The 18,256-nt window shown below is 61.9% G+C and carries 18 protein-coding genes; 5 read left to right on the forward strand and 13 right to left on the reverse strand.

Annotated elements, in window-relative coordinates; genetic code table 11:
- Positions 1–6: 6 nt before the first annotated feature.
- From I554_RS0122095 to dnaG, 4 genes are all read right to left on the reverse strand, one after another.
- The gene (locus I554_RS0122095) at positions 7–1,107 is read right to left on the reverse strand and encodes a three-Cys-motif partner protein TcmP (protein WP_024574358.1); all 1,101 of its coding nucleotides are present in this window, start codon (positions 1,105–1,107) and stop codon (positions 7–9) included.
- A 233-nt stretch (positions 1,108–1,340) separates the two neighbouring features.
- A complete protein-coding gene (locus I554_RS0122105; RefSeq protein ID WP_024574357.1) occupies positions 1,341–1,904 on the reverse strand; it encodes a type 1 glutamine amidotransferase domain-containing protein in 564 nt (187 codons plus the stop codon).
- A 189-nt stretch (positions 1,905–2,093) separates the two neighbouring features.
- A complete protein-coding gene (rpoD, locus tag I554_RS0122110) occupies positions 2,094–4,241 on the reverse strand; it encodes an RNA polymerase sigma factor RpoD (protein ID WP_024574356.1) in 2,148 nt (715 codons plus the stop codon).
- Positions 4,242–4,483: 242 nt separating this feature from the next.
- Entirely contained in the window at positions 4,484–6,520 is a 2,037-nt protein-coding gene (gene dnaG, locus I554_RS0122115; RefSeq protein WP_024574355.1) for a DNA primase, read from the reverse strand.
- Between the two features lie 139 nt (positions 6,521–6,659).
- On the opposite strand from dnaG, the gene I554_RS0122120 reads away from it, so the two are divergent.
- Positions 6,660–7,283: a cysteine hydrolase family protein gene (locus I554_RS0122120; RefSeq protein WP_024574354.1), complete on the forward strand. Its 624-nt coding sequence runs from the start codon at positions 6,660–6,662 to the stop codon at positions 7,281–7,283.
- A gap of 2 nt (positions 7,284–7,285) precedes the next feature.
- Here the strand turns inward: I554_RS0122120 and I554_RS0122125 are convergent, their stop codons facing one another.
- The 3 genes from I554_RS0122125 to I554_RS0122135 are packed head-to-tail and all read right to left on the reverse strand — an operon-like array spanning position 7,286 to position 9,478.
- Entirely contained in the window at positions 7,286–7,684 is a 399-nt protein-coding gene (locus I554_RS0122125; RefSeq protein WP_024574353.1) for a gamma-glutamylcyclotransferase family protein, read from the reverse strand.
- A gap of 31 nt (positions 7,685–7,715) precedes the next feature.
- Positions 7,716–8,540 (reverse strand): transglutaminase family protein, encoded by an 825-nt coding sequence (locus I554_RS0122130; protein WP_024574352.1) that lies wholly within the window; start codon positions 8,538–8,540, stop codon positions 7,716–7,718.
- Positions 8,534–9,478 (reverse strand): transglutaminase family protein, encoded by a 945-nt coding sequence (locus I554_RS0122135; RefSeq protein WP_081710846.1) that lies wholly within the window; start codon positions 9,476–9,478, stop codon positions 8,534–8,536. Before I554_RS0122135 ends, I554_RS0122130 begins: the two co-directional genes overlap by 7 nt.
- 68 nt (positions 9,479–9,546) lie before the next feature.
- On the opposite strand from I554_RS0122135, the gene I554_RS0122140 reads away from it, so the two are divergent.
- A complete protein-coding gene (locus I554_RS0122140) occupies positions 9,547–10,359 on the forward strand; it encodes an N-formylglutamate amidohydrolase (protein WP_024574350.1) in 813 nt (270 codons plus the stop codon).
- A 4-nt stretch (positions 10,360–10,363) separates the two neighbouring features.
- Here I554_RS0122140 and I554_RS0122145 read toward each other — a convergent pair whose 3' ends face one another.
- A complete protein-coding gene (locus tag I554_RS0122145; protein WP_024574349.1) occupies positions 10,364–11,341 on the reverse strand; it encodes a DUF3592 domain-containing protein in 978 nt (325 codons plus the stop codon).
- Between the two features lie 2 nt (positions 11,342–11,343).
- Positions 11,344–11,958, reverse strand: coding sequence for a LysE family translocator (locus tag I554_RS0122150; protein ID WP_006022103.1), 615 nt, complete (start codon positions 11,956–11,958; stop codon positions 11,344–11,346).
- Between the two features lie 129 nt (positions 11,959–12,087).
- Between I554_RS0122150 and I554_RS0122155 the strand changes: the two genes are divergently transcribed.
- Genes I554_RS0122155 through I554_RS0122165 form a run of 3 tightly spaced genes read left to right on the forward strand, consistent with a single transcriptional unit; the run spans position 12,088 to position 13,374 of the window.
- Positions 12,088–12,402 (forward strand): helix-turn-helix domain-containing protein, encoded by a 315-nt coding sequence (locus tag I554_RS0122155; RefSeq protein ID WP_024574348.1) that lies wholly within the window; start codon positions 12,088–12,090, stop codon positions 12,400–12,402.
- Complete coding sequence (locus I554_RS0122160; RefSeq protein WP_024574347.1) at positions 12,395–12,856, forward strand: SRPBCC family protein; 462 nt, start codon at positions 12,395–12,397, stop codon at positions 12,854–12,856. The genes I554_RS0122155 and I554_RS0122160 overlap by 8 nt, the downstream gene beginning before the upstream one ends.
- The gene (locus tag I554_RS0122165; protein ID WP_024574346.1) at positions 12,856–13,374 is read left to right on the forward strand and encodes an SRPBCC family protein; all 519 of its coding nucleotides are present in this window, start codon (positions 12,856–12,858) and stop codon (positions 13,372–13,374) included. Before I554_RS0122160 ends, I554_RS0122165 begins: the two co-directional genes overlap by 1 nt.
- A gap of 87 nt (positions 13,375–13,461) precedes the next feature.
- Here the strand turns inward: I554_RS0122165 and I554_RS0122170 are convergent, their stop codons facing one another.
- The 4 genes from I554_RS0122170 to I554_RS0122185 all read right to left on the reverse strand — a co-directional run bounded on the left by I554_RS0122170 (position 13,462) and on the right by I554_RS0122185 (position 18,211).
- On the reverse strand, positions 13,462–15,072 hold the full coding sequence (locus tag I554_RS0122170; protein WP_024574345.1) for an acyl-CoA synthetase: 1,611 nt from the start codon (positions 15,070–15,072) through the stop codon (positions 13,462–13,464).
- A 174-nt stretch (positions 15,073–15,246) separates the two neighbouring features.
- Entirely contained in the window at positions 15,247–15,702 is a 456-nt protein-coding gene (locus tag I554_RS0122175; protein ID WP_024574344.1) for a GatB/YqeY domain-containing protein, read from the reverse strand.
- Positions 15,703–15,774: 72 nt separating this feature from the next.
- The gene (locus tag I554_RS0122180; protein ID WP_024574343.1) at positions 15,775–16,476 is read right to left on the reverse strand and encodes an alpha/beta fold hydrolase; all 702 of its coding nucleotides are present in this window, start codon (positions 16,474–16,476) and stop codon (positions 15,775–15,777) included.
- A 142-nt stretch (positions 16,477–16,618) separates the two neighbouring features.
- On the reverse strand, positions 16,619–18,211 hold the full coding sequence (locus I554_RS0122185) for an AMP-binding protein (RefSeq protein WP_024574342.1): 1,593 nt from the start codon (positions 18,209–18,211) through the stop codon (positions 16,619–16,621).
- Positions 18,212–18,256: the final 45 nt, after the last annotated feature.

Below are 18,256 nucleotides of genomic sequence, written 5' to 3' on the forward strand. Positions count from 1 at the left end.
TTTCCCCTACGAAAACGTGACCATGACGTGGTCAGCAAAGGTATCTTTTTTTCGCTTATCTGGGTTAGCCTTTATTCTGCCTTCAACTTCTAGGGCGAGAAGCGCGTCTTTATAGTTCTTCTTGATGAATGGCGTATCGACACTGTGCTGTTCGTAAATTTCTTTCATTGACAATGTTTCACCCGCAAACATTTTTGGAAGCTCATCTTTCAGCCCATCAAATGGCCGGGCCAATGAAAAGAGGAGCGGCGTTGACGCGTCTGCGGGTGAGTAAGTAAATGAAGGGACGCCCTGATCCGCGACAGAGCTTTCCTTTGCCATGATGTCTTTCATAATCTCGTATCCCTTAAAGTGTTTCGATACGAAAACTAAGCTGTGAGAGGTGCGTGTTCCCTTCGCATTTTTAAATCGAAACGGGAGAACATATTTTCCGCCCATCGCTTTAATAGCCTGCGCCAGCTCCTCCAAGATTACTTCCTCCCGTTTTTCGGGGCTCATGTCTGGAAGTATCTTTCGGAGTTTTTCGGCGACCGCCTCGCCGAAAAGCGCATCCATATGCGATTTCACTGCCGGATTTGAAATGCCCGCATTGATTCTATTGTAATTAAAAAAGAAGACGCAATCGCATCCCCAATCCTTGATAAAGCCGTTTACAATTTTCAGAGAAAGACCTTTGTAACCGAACGGATCAACAAAAGAGAAAGAGGGAATGAGACGCGTCTCGTTGAAATAACTTTCCGCATCCTTGTCTACTTCGCCGCAAGTAATATGCGGCTTGAAAGCGAGCGTCTCGATTCCTGCCAGCTTATCAATCTCCGTCTGCAAAGCATTTGTATGGTCTTTGTTAGCGTCATTGAAAAACGTAACAAGCATTTGCTTTAGATCGGGATCTTCAATCGCGCGCTCTAAAATCATAAGAGGCGTTGAAGCTGCACCATCTTTGTAACGGCCCGGCCCCGCGTACAGATCTATATACGCAATCTTCTTTTCTCGTTGTTTAGCGGTCGGAATAATGACTTTCGCCCAAACGTAAAAATACTTTTGTACGATGCGAGCCTTTACTTCAGACTGGTCGGATCGCTCGTCGAAAAATTTGACCTGCGCCATTGCCCCACTTTCTGATGATGGATTCGTGTGCAGGAGCATAACAACACCTTAGACAATATTCCTATTAAGAACATATCATGAACAAGCTAATTATGCAACTGTTTGAAGAAAAAGCGGCGGACCTTGCGGCCCGCCGTTTTGCATTCTGGGTCCCCGCCTTCGCGGGGACGACTTCGTGAGATGCGCTCAGTTGCCGAAGCGCATGCGCGGCACGCGCTCCGGCCCCGCGGCCGTCAGGCCGCCTTGCGCTCGTGCTTGCCTTCGCGAATTTCCTCGATGATCTTTTTCGAGAAGGCTTCGAGATCGCCCGGATTGCGCGAGGTGATGACGCCCTGATCGGTCACGACTTCGCTGTCTTCCCACTTTGCGCCGGCATTGATCACGTCGGTCTTGATTGAATTATAAGACGTCATCTTGCGGCCCTTGGCGATGCCGGTCTCAATCAGCAGCCACGGCGCATGGCACACGGCGGCGACCGTCTTGCCGGAATCGTAAAACGCCTTGATCAGCGCCAGCGCGTCCTTGTTGACGCGCAACAGATCAGGATTGATCTGCCCGCCGGGCAGCACGATGGCGTCGTAATCGTCGGCCTTCGCGCCCGAAAGCGGCTTGTCCACCTTGACCGGGCGGCCCCAGTCCTTCTTGTCCCAGCCTTTGATTTCGCCGCTTTCCGGCGAGACGATATCCACCTGTGCGCCCGCGGCTTTCAGCCTGTCGCGCGGAACTTCGAGTTCCGATTGCTCGAAACCGTTGGTCGAGAGAATGAGAACGCGTTTGCCATCGAGTTGTCCGGCCATGCCTGTCTCCATCGCTGTGAGGATTGCAAGGTGACAACGGCGCGGCGCGCGAATGGTTTCGCGGAACGGCAAAAACGGCGGACCTTGCGGCCCGCCGTTTTGTTTCGATGGATTGCTGGAGAAGAAGCCCCTCACCCGGATCGCTGCGCGATCCGACCTCTCCCCGCGAGAGCGGGGCGAGGTAAAAGATCAATTATCCAGGAAGCTCCGCAGCTTCCGCGACCGGCTCGGATGCTTCAGCTTGCGCAGCGCCTTCGCCTCGATCTGACGGATGCGTTCGCGGGTCACCGAGAACTGCTGGCCGACTTCTTCCAGCGTGTGGTCCGTATTCATGCCGATGCCGAAGCGCATGCGCAGCACGCGCTCCTCGCGCGGGGTGAGCGAGGCGAGCACGCGCGTGGTGGTCTCGCGCAGGTTCGACTGGATCGCCGCGTCGATCGGCAGCACCGCGTTCTTGTCCTCGATGAAATCGCCGAGGTGTGAGTCTTCCTCGTCGCCCACCGGGGTTTCCAGCGAGAGCGGCTCCTTGGCGATCTTGAGAACCTTGCGCACCTTCTCCAGCGGCATGCCGAGCTTTTCGGCGAGTTCTTCCGGGGTCGGCTCGCGGCCGATCTCGTTCAGCATCTGGCGCGAGGTGCGCACGATCTTGTTGATCGTCTCGATCATGTGCACCGGGATGCGGATGGTGCGCGCCTGGTCGGCGATCGAGCGGGTGATGGCCTGACGGATCCACCACGTCGCGTAGGTCGAGAACTTGTAGCCGCGGCGGTATTCGAACTTGTCGACCGCCTTCATCAGGCCGATGTTGCCTTCCTGAATGAGATCGAGGAACTGCAGGCCGCGGTTGGTGTATTTCTTGGCGATCGAAATCACGAGGCGCAGGTTGGCCTCGACCATTTCCTTCTTGGCCTGACGGGCCTCGCGCTCGCCCTTCTGCACGCCGAGCACGATCTTGCGGAATTCGCCGATCTCAAGGCCGGTCAGCGCCGCCAGCTCCTGAATGCTCTGGCGCAGTTCCTTGATGCGGTCCTTCTCCACCGCGACGAAATTCTTCCAGCCCTTGGCGGCCAGCTTCGAGACGCGGTTGAGCCAGCGCGGATCGAGCTCCGAGCCCTGATAGTTGCGCAGGAAGTCTTCGCGGCCGACGCCATGGCTGTCGCCGAGACGGAACAGACGGCCCTCAAACGACACCAGCTTCTTGTTGATGTCGTAGAGCTGCTCGACCAGCGAATCGATGCGCGCCTGATTGAGCCGCAGCGACTTCACCTCGACAACGATTTCGTCCTTCAGCTTCTTGTACTTGCGCTCCTGCGCCGGCGAGAGCGTCTCGTTCTGGAGCTGGTTCTGGATGTCCTGCTCCTGCAGGCGGCGCAGCTTCTTGTACTCGGAGGCGATCTTGTCGAAGGTCTCGACCACCTTCGGCTTCAGCTCGGCCTCGATGGCCGCGAGCGACATCTGGTTCTCGAACTCGTCATCCTCGTCCATGTCCGCTTCGGCGGCAGTCTCGCCGGCGTCCTTCGCGGCGGTATCGCCCGCGGGCGCGGGACGGAACGGCGTCGGCGACGGCGGCGCGGCCGGCGCGGCGGCAGCCTGCGCGGCGGCGATCACCTGCACGGTGCCGTCGGCATTGATGATGGCGTTGGTCGGCTGACCGTCAGGACCCGTCGGACCCGCGATCATCGCCGGGTTCATGTTGTTCTTGGCGTCGGGACCGGCGTAGGTCGCTTCAAGATCGATGATGTCGCGAAGGAAGATCTTTCCTTCGTTGAGTTCGTCGCGCCAGATGATGATGGCCTGGAAGGTCAGCGGGCTTTCGCACAGGCCTGCGATCATCGCCTCGCGGCCGGCCTCGATGCGCTTGGCGATGGCGATTTCGCCCTCGCGCGACAGCAGTTCGACGGTGCCCATTTCGCGCAGATACATGCGCACGGGATCGTCGGTGCGCTCGCCCGGCTCGGACTTCTTGGTTTCGGTGACGGCCTTGGAGGTGACCTCGACGAGTTCGTTATCGGTCTCGTCGTCGGCCTCTTCCTGCTTCTCCTCGTCTTCGTCGGCGGCGTCGTCGGACTCGGAGACGTTGATGCCCATGTCGGAGAGCATCGCCATGATGTCTTCGATCTGTTCGGGCGAGGTGGTGTCGGACGGGAGCACTTCGTTGAGCTGATCGAAGGTTACGAAGCCGCGCTTCTTGGCCTGCTTGATCATCTTCTTGACGGCGGCGTCGGACAGATCGAGCAACGGCGACGGAGCGTCCGCACCATCTTTCTCAGGAGTGTCAGCGGCCTTCTGATCCTTGTCTTTGTCCTTGATCGCTGCTGTCTTTGCCTTGATGGCCATTCACTGCTCCTGAAACGCGCTCACGACGTAGGCCCACGGCCTGCGTTGAATCTGACACCCGCACGATGCGGAAAGGGCGGCGCTTTTGAGGGCACCACCCGGGCCGAAGATGTAGGTATGGCCGAAGGCCGTTAAGCTACGATTAACCCTGTTTTTGCGGGTAAAAACCCGGTTTGGCGAGTCTTTTTAAGGCCTTGGCGCAGACATAAAACCCCCGGCGGGGCCCTGCCGCATCATTTTCATCACACGCTGCGCTGGAACCGGCCCGAAGATTCACCGAAACCCTCAATCAGCGCGTCAAGGCCGTCCACGTCAGCAAGCCGGGCTTTCACATCGCGCAGCCAAGCCTCATTGGACTCGCTGCTGTCCTGCCCCAGTGCCTGCTCGGCATCCTTGAGTTCTCTAAGTAAGGAGTGGGATTGGCGATGCAAGACAACAAGTTGATGCCACGTTGAAAGAACGTCCTCTGCCGCAGCGTCGGCCTGCGCCCCCCAGACGCTCTTGGTCGTCAGCGCCCGCTCAACCCTTTGAATCTGCTCATCATATCCGTTCGCCGTCAGCCAGGTCCGGATTCGGGTCCGTTCGGTCTCCAGATCGTTGGTCGGCCCGTAATTCGCAAAAGCCGTCACGATCCCGGCGCGCAGCTTGTGGGCCTCGGGATGAGCCAGCTCCAGGGCGGTGATTTCCTCCAGATGATCATGCAGCAGCCAGGGGTGGTTGAGCAGCGATTGCAGGATCAGGGCCTCCCGCCGGGAGATGGAACTGCGCTGACCGCGCATGATCGAGGAACCCGCCAGTTGCGGGCTCGCGACCTGATAAGGCGAACGGTTGATGGTGCGCGGACCTGTGGATAGTCCACCTCTGGCGTCACCCCGCCCGGCCCCGCCGGGCGCAAACGGCGGGCGCGGCTGAAAACGCCGCCCTGATTCGCCGCCAAAGCCGCCCTGGTTCGGGCCCCGGAAACCGCCGCCGCGGGCGCCGCCCTGATACCCGCCTTGATAGTTTCCTTGCGGCGCGAACGCATTGCGCAGCCGCTCGGAAAAATCCTGCTTGTAATAGCGCCGCACGACTTCGTCGCGGATGCCGTTGGTGAGTTCAACAATGCGCGCTTCCAGCGCCGCGCGGCGCTCTGGCGTAGCGAAGTTGCCGCCTTCGATTTCGCGCGACCACACGATGTCCGCCAGCGGCTTGGCCTGCGCGATCACTTCCTCGATGGCGCCGCGCCCGCCGGAGCGGGCGAGATCGTCGGGGTCCTGTCCTTCCGGCAGCAGCGCGACACGCAAACTTTTTCCCGGCTTGAGATGCGGCAACGCCAGATCCGCCGCGCGGAATGCCGCGCGCTGGCCGGCGCTGTCGCCGTCGAAACACAGGATCGGCTCGTCCGCCATCTTCCACAGCAGCGCGAGCTGGTTCTCGGTCAGCGCGGTGCCGAGCGGGGCGACCGCTCCGGGAAACCCCGTGGTGACCAGCGCGATCACGTCGACATAGCCTTCGGCAACGATGAGCTGCGCGCCGTCATGGACAGCCTGCCGTGCGGTGGCGAGATTGTAGAGATTGTCGCCCTTGTGAAACAGCGGCGTTTCCGGCGAGTTCAGATACTTCGCGGGCACGTCCTTTTCGAGCGCGCGGCCGCCGAAGGCGATGACGCGGCCCCGCGCATCGGTGATTGGAAACATCACGCGATCGCGGAAACGATCGTACGGCACCGGGATGTCGTCCCCCGCGATCAGAAGCCCCGCCTCGACCATGTCCTCGACCGGAATACCGAGCCTTCCGAGATGCTCCTTCAGCGCAAAACGTTCGCCCGGCGCATAGCCAAGACGAAACTGCAATTGCGTCGCGGGCGAGATGGCGCGGTCGCCGAGATAGCCGCGGGCTTTCGCGCCATTGCGCGAGGCCAGCGTGTCGGCGAAGAATTTCGCGGCGAGGTCCATCACATCGTACAGCGTCTTGCGGCGCTGCTCGTGACGCGCGGCGTCAGGCGTCACCGCCGGAAGCGGCATGCCGGCCTGCGAGGCCGCGACCTCCACCGCCTCGATGAAGCCGAGGCCTTCGGTCTCCATGATGAAGTCGAAGATGTTGCCGTGCTTGCCGGAGGCGAAGCAGTGGTAGAACCCCTTCTGGTCATTCACCGTGAACGAGGGGGTCTTCTCCTGCTTGAAGGGCGAGAGTCCCTTGTACTCCTTGCCCGCCCGCTTCAGCTTCACGCGCTTGCCCACGACTTCCGAAACCGGAAGCCGGGCGCGCAGTTCTTCGAGAAATTGGGGCGTGAATCGCATGGAATCGGGCAGCCTTTGCAACCGACCATCAATATAGGCTTCCTGGGTCCATCCCCCAATGAAAGCCGGATTGTCCCGGCTATTCACAGCCCTTATGGTCCGGCCCCGGTTCCGGATTACTCAACGAAAGCAAGAAAATATGGCTCCCGCCCCGAAATCCCTGCTCCAGATCGCCGGTGCGCCGCTGCATCCGAGCGCGCTCGATACATCCGCCCTCGTCATCATCGACGCCCAGCTTGAATACACGGGCAAGGGCAACCTGCCGCTGGACGGTGTCGACGCCGCCATTGTCGAGGCCGCCAAACTGCTGAAGCTGGCACGCGAGCGCGGCGTTCCGGTGTTCCATATCGTGCAGCACGCGCCGTCGGGCCGCCCGCTGTTCGCAGAGGACGGGCCCACCGCCGCGATCGTGCCGCTGCTGACGCCCGCCGCAGGCGAGGTCGTGGTGCGCAAGACGCTGCCGAATTCGTTCGCGGGCACCGATCTCGATGCGCTGGTGAAGAGCACCGGCCGCACCGAACTGATCCTCGCGGGCTTCATGACCCATATGTGCGTCAGCGCCACCGCCCGCGCCGCGCTCGATCTGAAATACCGCACCACCGTCGTTGCGAATGCCACCGCAACGCGCGACCTGCCCGATCCGCTCGGCGGCACGATTCCGGCCAGCGTGGTGCATCGCGTGGCGCTGACCGAACTGGCCGATCGTTTTGCGATTGTCGTCAAGGACACCGCGGCGCTGACGGCCGCGGCAAAAGCCGCGTAAGTCTACGATTCCACTTCGTCGAACCGGCCGGACTTGATCCGCTCCCGGTTCTCGAGGGACCAGTTGTAGACATACATCCACGCCTCGACGGACGTGCCGTCGGCCAGCGTCATTTTCTGAAGCTTGCGCAGATACTGGGTCGGCTCGTCATCGTCCGGGCCGCAGCCTTCGTAAGCGTCGAGCGCTGTCAGAATCTCCGGATCGCGCAGTTCGAAGACATCTCCATGCACCCACTCATCCGGCTGGGTGGACGGAACGACGCCCGGATAGTGCGTGATGCGATAAAGGCGGCCGTTGTAGCGCGCCTCGCCGAGGAAACTGGCCTTGGCTGCCAGCTTTACCGCCCATGGATGCCGTGAACCGCGTCTTAAGGTGCCGTAGACGAACAGACGCTCCGTCATCGCAACTGCGGTCCCTTATCCGACGCTTGCTTCACTGGCTGGCCTTGGACTCGATAACTTCGTCACTCACGATGACGAACTTGTTCAACACCATCTGCCCGAAGGTCGTCGAGATTGCAACGTCTGCCGCATCGCGGCCGGTGGCCATCAGGATCCGGCCGATGCGCGGCTTGTTGTGCCGCGCGTCGAACGTGTACCACTTGCCGGACAGATAGACCTCGTACCAGCCGGACAGATCCATCGGCGCCGGATCGGGCGGAATGCCGATGTCGCCCATGTAGCCGGTGGCATACCGCGCCGGAATGTTCATGCAGCGGCACAGCGTCAGAGCCAAGTGTGCGAAATCGCGGCAGACGCCCTGCTGCTCTTCAAAGACATCGAAGGCGGATTTGGTCGGCCGCGCCTGCTGGTAGTCAAACCGCACATGGTTGTGCACCCATGCATTGATCGCCTGCACGCGCGCCCAGCCGGGCGGTGTATTGCCGAACTGCGCCCAGGCGAAGTCCGTCAGGCGGTCCGTCTCGCAATAGCGGCTCGGCATCAGATAAAGCAGAACCTCGTCGGGCAATTGCTCGACCGGCATCTGCTGCGCTTCAGGCACGACCGCGTCGGGCAACCCGGTATCGCGCACCAGCGTATCGGCGCGGAACGTGATGCCGCCCGGCGGCGCGGTCAGCCGCCCGCAGATGTTGCCGAAAGAGTCGTGATAGTAGCGAATCCGCACATCCGGATCGGTGACGATCGTCTCCTCGCCGACGATATCCCGGGCGCGCGAGGGATGAATCCGCATCATGACGACCATCGGCGTCTCAGCCACAGCACCGTAGGAAATCTCGAATCCAACCCTGATCAGCATGCGGCGGCTTCCTCCAGATCTTCCCCGACCGAGAGGACGTGAATGGTGACGTCCATGCCAAGGTGGGCGTCGGCCGGCCCCATATAGGTGCCGTGCAACGGAATCGCCTGTTGCGGGTCGCGCGCCACCGCCACGCGAATGAGATCGCGGCTGCCGACAATGCCGTTGGTGGGGTCGAACTCGATCCAGCCTGCGCCCGGCAGATAGGCCCGCACCCAGGCATGGGTGTTGCCGCCACCGACATAGCCATGGGCCTCGTCGCCCGGAATGAAGATGTAGCCGCTGACGAAGCGCGACGCGATGCCGAGTCGTCGCAGCGCCTCGATCATGAACAGCGCGAAATCGCGGCAGGTGCCCGAACCCGTATCGAGGGTGTCGAGCGGATGCTGGGTGCCTTGCTCGTGGCGCTTGCGATACCCGAACGACTCCCGGACACCATGGGTCATGCCGACCAGAAGATCGATCGTTTTGGTGCGGCTTCCAGCGCTCAGAAACTGCCGCGCCCAGGCGGCCAGCGCGCCGTCGGGGTCGCTGTATTGCGGCGTCATCGACGGTGTGAGGTCGGTCAGTTCGTCGTGATCGTAGAAGAACGGATAATAATAGGCCTGATCATCGGGGCTCAGAACGATGTTCTCCAGCGGGGTGTGATCGACGGTGACGGTCGAATCGAACACCAGCCGGTCCGACTCGGTGTCGAAATCGGCGATGGCGACGCTGTTGCCGAAGACATCATGGATGCGGCGCAGCGAAGACGGCTGTGGCGAGATGTCGAGCCGCTCCGACAGCACGCGGATATCGTGACCGTCGCGCGGACGCAGCATGATCCGGTGTTCGCCGAACGCTACCGGGCGGTCGTAGCGATACTCGGTCTTGTGATGAATCGTCAGCAGGGGCATCGTCTCATTCAGGCCGATTGAATTCGTCTGCGAATCGTACATGCTGTTTTTGCTGCATTTCCGGCTAATTGTTGGGCTTGAATGCCGCTGTGATAGGCAACGAAAGCAAAATGGCCCTGCCCGATCCAGCCGACACTTTACGACTCCTTGAGCACGACGAAGTTCCCCCCGTGCTCGAGGAAAATGCCGGCAGCCGCTCGCCGTTCTTCTTCACCTGCGATCATTATGGCCGCCTGATCCCCCGCGCGCTCGGCGATCTTGGCGTGCATGCCGGCGAACTGGAGCGGCACATCGCCTGGGACATCGGCATTGCCGAGGTCGCGACCTGGCTTGCGAAGGAAATGGACGTGCACCTGATCGCGCAGCGCTATTCGCGCCTCGTGATCGACTGCAACCGGCCGTTCGACAGCCCGGGCTCGATCCCGCTGATCAGCGAGGCGACGGAAATTCCGGGCAACGGCGGGCTCACCCGCGAGCAGGTGGCGGAGCGGCAGCGCGCCGTGTTCGCGCCCTACCATACGCGCATCGCGCAGGCGCTCGACGCGCGCAAGGCCAGCGGCCTGCCGACCATTCTGGTGTCGCTGCATTCGTTCACGCCGGTCTATGCCGGCATCGCCCGGCCCTGGCACATCGGCACGCTCTACAACCGCGACGACCGGCTGCCGCATCTCTTGCGCGACAAGCTACGCCTTGAGGGCGATCTGGTGGTCGGCGATAACGAGCCTTATGCGGTGAGCGATGCGACCGACTACACCATTCCTGTGCATGGCGAAAAGCGCGGGCTGATGCATACCGGCATCGAGATCCGGCAGGATCTGATCAGCGACCAGTCCGGCCAGCATCAATGGGCGGAGCGGCTGTCACGTCTCCTGCGCGAGATCGAGGAAGGGCTGCACGCCAGGAAACTGATGCCCGCCGAGTGAGGCGCTAGCCTTTCGTCGCGACGTAGTACGCCAGCGCCCAGATCACCGCCACCGCCACCCAGAGAAACCACGCAGCCGTGGCGCGCGGCTCCAGCACCGACTCGGATGGATTCTGCGGATTGACGTAAACGTCGACAATGGCGCCTTCCGGATACTTCCTGACGTAGCGCTGCACGCCCCAGTCGGAGGTGGAGGACACCTGCCCGTTCATGCTGGCCACGAGACCGGTGTAGTCGGCGTTTTCATAGCGATAGGTGTAGGAAATGTTCGCCCTGAACATGATCGGTCCGCGCGAGCCGCTATCATCCGCGCGGGCACGGAAGCGATCGAGACCTGACGTCCTGATCCTGCCCTTCACCACCGGCCATTTCCGCGCCAGCGCCGCGTGACGATGCAGCCCGATCGCGAACAGTGCGATCGCCGCGCCGAACGCGCCCAGAGCCACGGTCATGCCCGACATTTCGGGGTTGGCGAGTCTGGTCGAGACGAAATCGGTCAGTTTGTGAAAGCCGATCGCCGAGCCGAACACCAGCGCGACCGCAATCACCACCATCCAGCCGATGCAGCCCCACATACCCTTGGGCATGTCGCGCTCGAGCACGGCCTCGCTACGCTTGTTTGGATTGTAATAGACGGTGACAGCCGTCCCGACCGGATAGCGCGCGAGGGTTTCGGCGACTTCGAAATTGCCGCGATCCTCGCCGATGGTGACGCGGTTGTTGCGATAGGCCTGCCCCGCGATCACATATTCATAGGTGACGTTCGCGAAGTTGCGCTCCTCGTAGTAATGCCCCGCCTCGCGGTCGCTATCGATGACCCTGACGTCGCGCGTTTCCGGCTTCGAGATCACCACCTTGCCCGGCACGCTTGGCCAGTCGCTGGCGGCGCGGACTTCCAGATATTTGTAGATCGCCGCGAATACGATGAGGCCGACCGGCGCCAGCAGCATCGCATAAACGAACCACGGAATATCCGGCAGCATCGTTACCTCGCCCGCGTCAGGGCGAGCCAGATGCCGCCGCCGATCATGAAGCCGCCGGAAATGCGCGAGACGAGGCGCACCCGCCGCGCCGACAGCAGCTTGCCCGCACGGCCCGCCAGCAGGGCGTAGGCGCCGTCGGACAGCGCCGCGATCACGGTGAAGGTGACGCCGAGCAGCGCCACCTGCGGCAGGTGATCCTGATTCATATCGACGAATTGCGGAATGAACGCGCCGAAGAACACCAGCACCTTCGGGTTGCTCAGCAGCACCAGGAATCCCTGAAGGAAGAATCCGCCGCGCGGCGGCGGCGGCGCGTCGGTCGACGACAGCGCGCCGGTCGACCGGAACAGCTTGATGCCGAGCCAGACGAGATAGGCCGCGCCTGCGAACCGCACCCATTCGAACCAGTAGCCCATCGTCGCCATCAGCGACGTGAGGCCCACGGCGATGATGCCGATGATGATCACAAGGCCCACCTGCGCGCCGGCAATGTTGGTGAGCGCCGCGCGCGTGCCGTAGCGAAGACCGTTGGCAATGACGAGGGTGACGATCGGACCCGGCAGGATCGCGAGCGCGACACAGGCGGCGACGTAGGCGAGATAGACCTGAAGCGACATGAAATTCCCCGATGCGAGAGACCGCATCAAAGGATCAGACGCTGAGCAAATGCAAGCGGTTCAATTCCACCGCAAATGATTTCGGGCGGCGCTTGACAGGCAACCGTTTGGTTGCCTATTATTCTGACCATGGACGAGGTCTTCAAGGCACTGGCGGATGCATCGCGGCGCTCATTGCTGGACCGGCTTCACGCCCGCAACGGGCAGACATTGCTGGAGCTTTGCGATGGTCTCGCCATGACGCGGCAGGCCGTGACCAAGCATCTCGGGATTCTCGAAGACGCCAATCTCGTGACCACGCTCAAGCACGGCCGCGAGAAGCTGCACTACCTCAATCCCGTTCCGATCCACGAGATCGGCGACCGATGGATCAGGAAATTCGAGCGCGGCAAGCTCGCCGCGCTCAGCGAACTCAAACGTCAACTGGAGAAGCGTGATGCGTAAACCCGAATTCGTCTATGTGACCTTCATCAAGACCACGCCGGAAGAACTCTGGCATGCCCTGACCAACACGGCCTTCACGGAAAGCTACTGGTTCGGCTGCAGCCTGCATTCCGATTGGAAGGTCGGCTCGCGGATGCACATGGACCGGTTCGGCAAGGTGGTGAACGAGGGCTTCGTGCTCGAATCCGATCCGCCGCGCCGGCTGTCCTATAGCTGGCTCTCGGTCTTCGATGCGGAGATGATCAAGGAGCGTCCCTCGCGCGTGACATTCGTGCTTGAGCCCAGCAACGGCGCAGTCAAGCTCACCGTGACCCACGAGGATTTCGCCGAGGACAGCAAGACACTGCCCAGCATTTCCGAAGGCTGGCCGCTGGTCCTCTCCAGCCTCAAGAGCATTCTGGAGACCGGCAAGCCGCTGGATTTCGACATGCCACGCAGCGCGGAGCGCGCGTGATGGACATCGGCAAGTTCAAACCGTCCCTCGTCTACACGATCTACATCGCCTCGACGCCGGAGAAGGTGTGGGACGCGCTGACGTCCGCCGAATACAGCCGGGATTACTTCTCGGGCTTCGGCGTCGAGGTCGAGGACCGGGTGGGCGGCGCGTTCGTGCTTCGCGCGCCGGACGGATCGGTTCACATCAGCGGCGAAGTCGTCGCCTACGATCCGCCGCGCAAGCTGGTCATCACCTTCAACGTCAACTGGCCCGGCCTGATCGAGGCGCTCGGCGAGACGCTGGTGACCTATGAGATCGAACAATCAGGCGACGCCGTCCGCCTGACGATGTCCGAGGCCAATGACCGGCCAATCGACGAGGACATTCTCTCCGGCGGCCGGGCGGGATGGCCGGCGATCCTTTCCAGCCTCAAGAGCTTGCTGGAAACCGGCAAGCCGCTGGCGGTGAAGATGGAGCCGCCGAAGCGAATGCTGGAGGCGCTGAAGCGGCTCGGCGTGAAAGTGCCGGGGATGTAACCGTTCGTCATTGCGAGCGAAGCGAAGCAATCCATCTTGATAACAAAGAGTGGATTGCTTCGTCGCAAGTGCTCCTCGCAATGACGACTAACCCAGCGTCCGCAATTCCCGCCGCAGCACCTTGCCCGTGGCCGTCATCGGCAAAGTGTCCGTGAACTGGATGTGACGCGGATACTCATGGGCGGCGAGCTGCACCTTGACGAAATCCTGAATCTCCTTCGCCAGCGCGTCGCTTGCGGTAAATCCCGGACGCAGCACGATCCATGCCTTGATCGCTTCGGTGCGGATCGGATCTGGAATCCCGACCACGGCGGACATCGCCACCGCCGGATGCTTCATCAGGGTATGCTCGATCTCCGCAGGACCGATGCGATAGCCCGCGCTGGTGATGACATCGTCCTCGCGGCTGACGTACCAGAAGTAACCGTCGTCATCCTGCACGCCGAGATCGCCGGTGAGCAGGAAGCCGTTCGCATATTTCTTCGCGGTGGCCTCCGGATTCTTCCAATATTCGATCATGGTCACCGGATTGGGAACCCGCACCCCGACAATGCCGCGTTCATTGCGCGGCAATTCCTCGCCCTGCTCATTGACAATGCGCACATCGAATCCCGGCGTCGGTTTGCCCATCGAGCCCGGCTTGATCGGAAACAGATGGGAATTGTTGGCAAGGACCAGATTGCATTCGGTCTGGCCGTAGATCTCGTGCACATCGACGCCGAAAGTGGCGCGCACCCACTCGATCAGTTCAGCGCCGAGCGACTCGCCCCCGGAGAAGATGCTGCGCAGCTTCACGCCGTCATGCCTGACGTTCGCCTGACGCATCAGCTTCAATGCGGTGGGCGGCAGGAACACATTGCGCACGCCGTGATCGGCCATCAGTTGCATCGCCGCCTGCGGCTCGAACTTCTTGGCGCGATAGCCGAGCATCGGCACGCCGTGATACCAGGCCGGGAACAGCGCATCGAACAAGCCGCCGATCCAGGCCCAGTCCGCCGGCGTCCACATCAGGTCGCCGGGCTTCGGAAAGAAATCATGTGCCATCTCGACATTGGGCAGATGGCCGAGCAGCACGCGATGGGCGTGCAGCGCGCCCTTGGGATTCCCTGTCGTGCCTGACGTATAAATGATGATCGCCGGATCGTCGGGGCTGGTATCAACGGTCTGGAAATCCTCCGAGGCATCCTCGATGGACTGCCAGAACGATTTCGCACCGGCATGGACCGCGCCGCTGGTGACATAGATGTCCTGCAGATGCGGCAGCCGGTCGCGGATTTTGGAGAGTTTCTCCCAGCCGCCCTCGTCGGTGATGACCGCCCGCGCCCCGCTGTTGGCGAGGCGGAATTCCAGCGCATCCTCGCCGAACAGCGTGAACAGCGGTACGGAAATCATGCCGGAGCGGAAGGCGGCGAGATGGGCGATCGGCAGTTCCACCGATTGCGACAGGAACACGGCGACGCGGTCGCCCGGCTTGAGGCCGTCGGATTTCAGCACATTGGCGAAACTCTTCGACAGCGCGCTGATCTCGTCGAACGACAGCTTCTGCGTGCCGCCGTCTTCATCCACATAGATCAGCGCCAGCCGGCCGGAGCCATCCGCATAGCGGTCGCAGCACGCGGTTGCGATGTTGAACCGCGCCGGAATGTCCCAGCGGAAGTTCTTGTAGAGATCGTCGTAGGTGTCAGCTTGAGGGAGCATGGCAACCATCTCGAAAAAGCGTAATCCTAACACCCCCACCCTGGCGCTTCGCGCCTTCCCTCCCCACAAGGGGGGAGGGAGAAGAAAGGGTACGACGTCACCGCATCTCTTAATCCCTCCCCTCGATGGGGAGGGCGGTTGACCGCAGGTCAGCCGGGTGGGGTGTCTTCCGAACTAACCCGCCAGCGCCGCCTTCACCAAACCGCTGGCCTTGCCGAAATCCATCTGGCCGGCGTACTTCGCCTTCAGCGCGGCGATCACCTTGCCCATGTCCTTCATGCTGGCGGCGCCGGTCTCGGTCACGATGGCGGCAATCGCAGCCTTCACCTCGTCGTCGGACATCTGCTTGGGCAGATAGGCGGAGATCACCGCGATCTCCTCGCGCTCCTGCGCCGCGAGTTCGGCGCGGCCGCCCTTGTCGTAAAGCTCGACCGATTCCTGACGCTGCTTGATCATCTTCTGCAGCACGCCGAGGATGTCCTCGTCGCTGAGCGGCGGCTTGCCCTGCCCGCGCGCCTCTATGTCCGAGTTCTTCAGCGTCGAGTTGATCATGCGCAGCGTCGAGAGCTTGCGCTCGTCCTTCGCCTTCATGGCGTCCTTGACGGCGTTGTTGATGTCATCGCGCAGCATCGGTCTCTCCCTCGCGGCAAATCGGATTGCCGTTCATTTAGGGCGTTTTGCGAGCCCGCACAACCAACGCCGTCACATCTCCAGCCAGTCCAGCAGCGCATCCGTCACTGCCTGCGGCTTCTCAAGTTGCGTCAGATGACCACAATCCTGAATGTTGACCAGCTTCGCGCCGGGGATACCGCTCGCGATCTCGCTTGATGCATCGGGCGGCATCATGTTGTCGGTATCGCTGGTCAGGACCAGCGTCGGACATTTGATCTGCGCCAGGGTCGGGCGGGAATCGATACGTCCCGTGATCGCCTCAAGCTGCCAGACGAAGGCATCGGGACCGACGTCGTCTGCCATGTCGAGCACAATGCGGTGCAACTGCTCGTCGCGCGCCAGCGCGGGATGCACGAAGTTCGCAAACAGGCGATCCATCACGGCGCGGTAACCGCCCTGCTTCACCTCGGCGATCATCGCCCGCCGCTTTTCGGAGACTTCCGGCGCTTCGGGCCGCGCCGATGTATTCAGGAAAGCGAGCCGCGCAATCCGCTCCGGCGCCTGCCGGAACATTTCAAAGATGATGTAGCCGCCCATCGAATGGCCCGCGAGCGAAAAGCGCAGCGGGGCTTCGGCAAGAATGCGCCGCGCGATCGCCGCCATGTCGCCGCCGCGCGCATGGTTGGCGACGAACACCGCGCCCTGCCGCCACAGCGAAGGTATCTGCGGCTCGTAAATCCGCGGCGAGCACGCAAGACCAGGCACCAGCACGACGGGAAGCGAATTGAGCATGCGAACCTTCCTGTTCTGTCATTGCCAGGCTTGACCCGGCAATCCATCACTTGAAGAGCTTTTCTCAGGATGGATGCGCGGGTCAAGCCCGCGCATGACAGCCTGAGTATGTCTCACATATCGCGAGGCCGAATCCTCTCCACTACGCCACGCCGCGCTTGCGGCCTTCCCAGTAAGGCGCACGCAGCGCCTTGCGGTCAATCTTGCCGAGCCCCGTGACCGGAATGACATCGACGAAATCGATGGTCTTCGGCGACCACGGCGCGCCGCGCTTGTCTTTCACATGGGCCTGCAACTCGGCGACGCCGCTGTTGGCGCCGGATTTCAGCACCACAAAGCCTTTCACCGCCTCGCCCCACTTGTCGTCGGGAATGCCGATCACCGCGGCGGAGGCAACGGCGGGATGCGACATCAGCGCATCCTCGACCTCGCGCGGATAGATGTTGAAGCCGCCGGAGATGATCATGTCCTTGGTGCGGTCGACGATATAGAAGTAGCCCTCCTCGTCCTTCACCGCGACATCGCCGGTGTGCAGCCAGCCGCCTTTCAGGGTTTCGGCATTGGCCTCGGTGCGCTTCCAGTAACCGTCCATCACCAGCGGACCGCGCACGCAGATCTCGCCGGGCTCATTGATGCCGACCTCGCGCATCTCCGCGTCGAACAGCTTGACGTCCACGAACGGGCTGGCGCGGCCGCAGGAGCCGAGCCGCTGCGGCTTGGTCTCGTCATGGTCGATCTTGCGCATCGAGGTGATGCATTGCGGCGCTTCGGTCTGGCCGTAAAGCTGCACGAACACCTTGCCGAAAATCTTCATGCCCTCTAACAGGCGATCCGGCGACATCGGCGCGGCGCCATAGACGATCATTTCCAGCGACGACATGTCGTGACGCTTGCGCAGGTCTTCGTTGTCGATCAGCGCATAGATCAGCGTCGGCACCAGGAAGGTCGAGTTGATCTTCTCCGCCGCGACCACGCCCGCATAGACCTCGGGCTCGAAGCCCTGCACGAGGCGCATCAGGCCGCCGCGCATCATCACCGGAAACAGCGTGACACCGGCGGCGTGGCTGATCGGGGTCGCGGCAAGGAAACGGATCTGTTCGGGCCAGTCCCAGTCCGAATAGAGCAGCAGCGTCATTGTTATCAGGGCGCGATGCGGCAGCATCACGCCCTTGGAGCGGCCGGTGGTGCCGCCGGTGTAGGCCAGAAACGCGATCTCATGGGACGAGCTTTCGTCGACCAGCGGCGCGGCTTTAACCGTCGCGAGGTCCGGCATGATGTCGCGCACGCCGTCCATCGGACCGATCGAATAGAGATTCTTCAGCGACGGCACCCGGTTCTTGATCGCCATGCCCCGTGGGCCGAACTTGGCACCCTCGACAATCAGAAGATCGATCTCGGCATCCTCGATGATGAAGGCGTGGTCGTCCTCCGCCGCCATCGGATGCAGCGGCGTGTAGCGCACGCCCATCACCAGCGCGGCGCAGATCGCGGCCCATGATTCAGCGCGGTTGCTGGCCAGAATGGAGAGCGCGCTGCCCTTCTTGAGCCCGAGGGAGCGGAACAGGCTGATGAACCGGCCGATGGTGTCGCCGAGTTCGCGGTAGCTCCACCGCACCTTGCCGTCGGCGATGGCGGGCTGGTCGGCATACCGGCCCACCGCATTGACGATCAGATTCCCGATCGTTCCGCCCGAATGAAGGTGATGCAATTCCGGCGCAACGCCCGCTGAACTCATGGATATGTCTCCTGCCTTGCCGCAGTTCTTTCCCGGCTGCGTGGA

The organism is Afipia sp. OHSU_II-C1 (genome assembly GCF_000497575.1).
GTDB lineage: Bacteria > Pseudomonadota > Alphaproteobacteria > Rhizobiales > Xanthobacteraceae > Afipia.

Coding starts and splice junctions, on each gene's coding strand:
- I554_RS0122095 (WP_024574358.1), bottom strand. CDS start 1,107: ATGGCGCAGGTCAAATTTTTCGACGAGCGATCCGACCAGTCTGAAGTA.
- I554_RS0122105 (WP_024574357.1), bottom strand. CDS start 1,904: ATGGCCGGACAACTCGATGGCAAACGCGTTCTCATTCTCTCGACCAAC.
- rpoD (WP_024574356.1), bottom strand. CDS start 4,241: ATGGCCATCAAGGCAAAGACAGCAGCGATCAAGGACAAAGACAAGGAT.
- dnaG (WP_024574355.1), bottom strand. CDS start 6,520: ATGCGATTCACGCCCCAATTTCTCGAAGAACTGCGCGCCCGGCTTCCG.
- I554_RS0122120 (WP_024574354.1), top strand. CDS start 6,660: ATGGCTCCCGCCCCGAAATCCCTGCTCCAGATCGCCGGTGCGCCGCTG.
- I554_RS0122125 (WP_024574353.1), bottom strand. CDS start 7,684: ATGACGGAGCGTCTGTTCGTCTACGGCACCTTAAGACGCGGTTCACGG.
- I554_RS0122130 (WP_024574352.1), bottom strand. CDS start 8,540: ATGCTGATCAGGGTTGGATTCGAGATTTCCTACGGTGCTGTGGCTGAG.
- I554_RS0122135 (WP_081710846.1), bottom strand. CDS start 9,478: ATGTACGATTCGCAGACGAATTCAATCGGCCTGAATGAGACGATGCCC.
- I554_RS0122140 (WP_024574350.1), top strand. CDS start 9,547: ATGGCCCTGCCCGATCCAGCCGACACTTTACGACTCCTTGAGCACGAC.
- I554_RS0122145 (WP_024574349.1), bottom strand. CDS start 11,341: ATGCTGCCGGATATTCCGTGGTTCGTTTATGCGATGCTGCTGGCGCCG.
- I554_RS0122150 (WP_006022103.1), bottom strand. CDS start 11,958: ATGTCGCTTCAGGTCTATCTCGCCTACGTCGCCGCCTGTGTCGCGCTC.
- I554_RS0122155 (WP_024574348.1), top strand. CDS start 12,088: ATGGACGAGGTCTTCAAGGCACTGGCGGATGCATCGCGGCGCTCATTG.
- I554_RS0122160 (WP_024574347.1), top strand. CDS start 12,395: ATGCGTAAACCCGAATTCGTCTATGTGACCTTCATCAAGACCACGCCG.
- I554_RS0122165 (WP_024574346.1), top strand. CDS start 12,856: ATGGACATCGGCAAGTTCAAACCGTCCCTCGTCTACACGATCTACATC.
- I554_RS0122170 (WP_024574345.1), bottom strand. CDS start 15,072: ATGCTCCCTCAAGCTGACACCTACGACGATCTCTACAAGAACTTCCGC.
- I554_RS0122175 (WP_024574344.1), bottom strand. CDS start 15,702: ATGCTGCGCGATGACATCAACAACGCCGTCAAGGACGCCATGAAGGCG.
- I554_RS0122180 (WP_024574343.1), bottom strand. CDS start 16,476: ATGCTCAATTCGCTTCCCGTCGTGCTGGTGCCTGGTCTTGCGTGCTCG.
- I554_RS0122185 (WP_024574342.1), bottom strand. CDS start 18,211: ATGAGTTCAGCGGGCGTTGCGCCGGAATTGCATCACCTTCATTCGGGC.